Genomic DNA, 2,150 nt, shown 5'->3' on the forward strand with positions numbered 1-2,150 from the left:
AAAAACCCCGCATCAAACTCCGCCGCATCATGCAAGAAACCCCCCTCCCTCACATACGACGCCCCCGACCGCTCAGGATCCTCATCAAACAACACCCCCAAATCCCACCCCCGATCCACCGGAAACCCCGACACCGCATCCCCACCCGACGACAACAACCCCCACAAACCCTCCGGAGACGACACCCCACCCGGAAGACGACACCCCATCCCCACAATCGCCACCGGCTCATCCACCACCGACACCACCGACACCCCACCACCCACCGAACCAACACCCACACCACCACCCAACTCACCATCCACATGCCGGATCAACACAGCCGGCGTCGGATAGTCGAACAACAACGACGACGGCAACCGCAACCCCGTCACACCATTCAACCGATTCCTCAACTCAACAGCCGTCAACGAATCAAAACCCAAATCCTTGAACGACCGCCCCACATCCACCGCATCCCCCGACCCATACCCCAACACCACCGCAACCAACGACCGCACCAACCCCGACAACACCCCCAACCGCTCACCCTCAGAACACCCCACCAACCGCTCACGCAACCCCACCAAACCCACCGAACCCGACGACTCCACCACCCCAACCGCCGACTCCTCACCCACCCAAAAACGCTCCCGCTGAAACGCATACGTCGGCAAATCCACCCACGACGCCCCACACCCCTCGAACGCCGTGGTCCAATCGACGGCCACGCCCTGGACGTACACCTCAGCAACTGAGGACAGGAATCGCTGCAGGCCTCCCTCGTTACGGCGCAGGGTGCCGCTCACCACGCTCTGCTCCGCGCCTCGGGCCTCGGCGATCTCCTGGAGCCCGATGGTCAGCACCGGGTGGGCCGACGCCTCGACGAAGACCGCGTCCCCCTCCGCGAGAAGGCCACCGACGGTCTCCTCGAAACGAACCGTGTGCCGCAGGTTCCGATACCAGTACGCGCCATCCAGCTCGGCCGTATCCAGTAGCGCACCCGTGACCGTCGAATAGAACGGCACCGACGACGACTTCGGCTCAATCCCCGCCAGAAGCTCCGCAAGCCGCTCCTCGATGACCTCCACCTGCGCCGAATGCGAGGCGTAGTCCACCGCGATACGACGCGCCCGCACCCCATCAACCTCACACCCGGCCAGCAACTCAGCAAGCGCCTCGACCTCACCGGCCACCACCACCGTGGCCGGCCCGTTCACCGCCGCGACCTGAATTCGGCCACCGAACGCCGCGATCCGCTCAGCAACCTCCCCGGCACTCAGCGCCACCGACACCATGCCGCCAAGCCCCGCCAGCCCCTCAGCAATCGCCTGCGAACGCAGCGCCACCACCATCGCCGCATCCCGGAGCGACAACCCACCCGCCACGCACGCGGCCGCGATCTCACCCTGCGAATGCCCCACCACCGCAGCCGGCTCAACACCATACGAACGCCACAGCTCAGCCAGGGAGACCATCACCGCCCACAACACCGGCTGGACGACATCCACCCGCTCCAACGACGGCGCCCCCGGCACCTGCCGCACCACCGACTCAAGATCCCAGTCGACAAACTCCGCCAGCGCCCGACCACACTCAGCGAACCGGTCGGCGAACACCGGCGCGCTGTCCAGCAGCTCGACCGCCATCCCCGCCCACTGCGACCCCTGACCCGGGAAGACAAACACCACACGGTCAGCCGTCCGTGTCACGCCCTCGGGCGGACCGGTCACCACACCCGCAACGTCCTCACCCCGCGCCAGAGCACCCAAACCGGCCAGGAGAGCATCCCGGTCCCCGCCGATGACCACACCCCGGCGCTCGAAAGCCGACCGCCCGGAAGCCAGCGACCACCCCACATCCACCGGGGACAGCTTCTCGTCGGCCTCCACACGGGAAAGCAGCTGGGCCGCCTGCCCCCGCAACGCCTCCACACCACGACCAGAGAGCACCCACGGCACCACACCCCGCTCAACCGAACGACCACCAACAACCCCACCACCCAAAGCGGAACCAGAAGCAGACCCAGACGCAGACGCAGGAGCCTCCTCCACCACCACATGACAATTCGTCCCACCCATACCAAACGACGACACCCCCGCAACCAACACCTCAGCCGGCCGCGGCCAACCCCCCAACTCCGACTGCACCCGCAAACCCAACTCACCCAA

At 66.2% G+C, this 2,150-nt stretch carries 1 protein-coding gene; it reads right to left on the reverse strand.

Going from position 1 to position 2,150, the window contains the following annotated elements; translation table 11 throughout:
• Positions 1-2,129: acyltransferase domain-containing protein (locus ABZ385_RS33200; protein ID WP_358914199.1), on the reverse strand; the 2,129-nt coding region annotated here is incomplete at its 3' end.
• Positions 2,130-2,150: the final 21 nt, after the last annotated feature.

Source organism: Streptomyces sp. NPDC005898, from assembly GCF_040629635.1.
GTDB lineage: Bacteria > Actinomycetota > Actinomycetes > Streptomycetales > Streptomycetaceae > Streptomyces.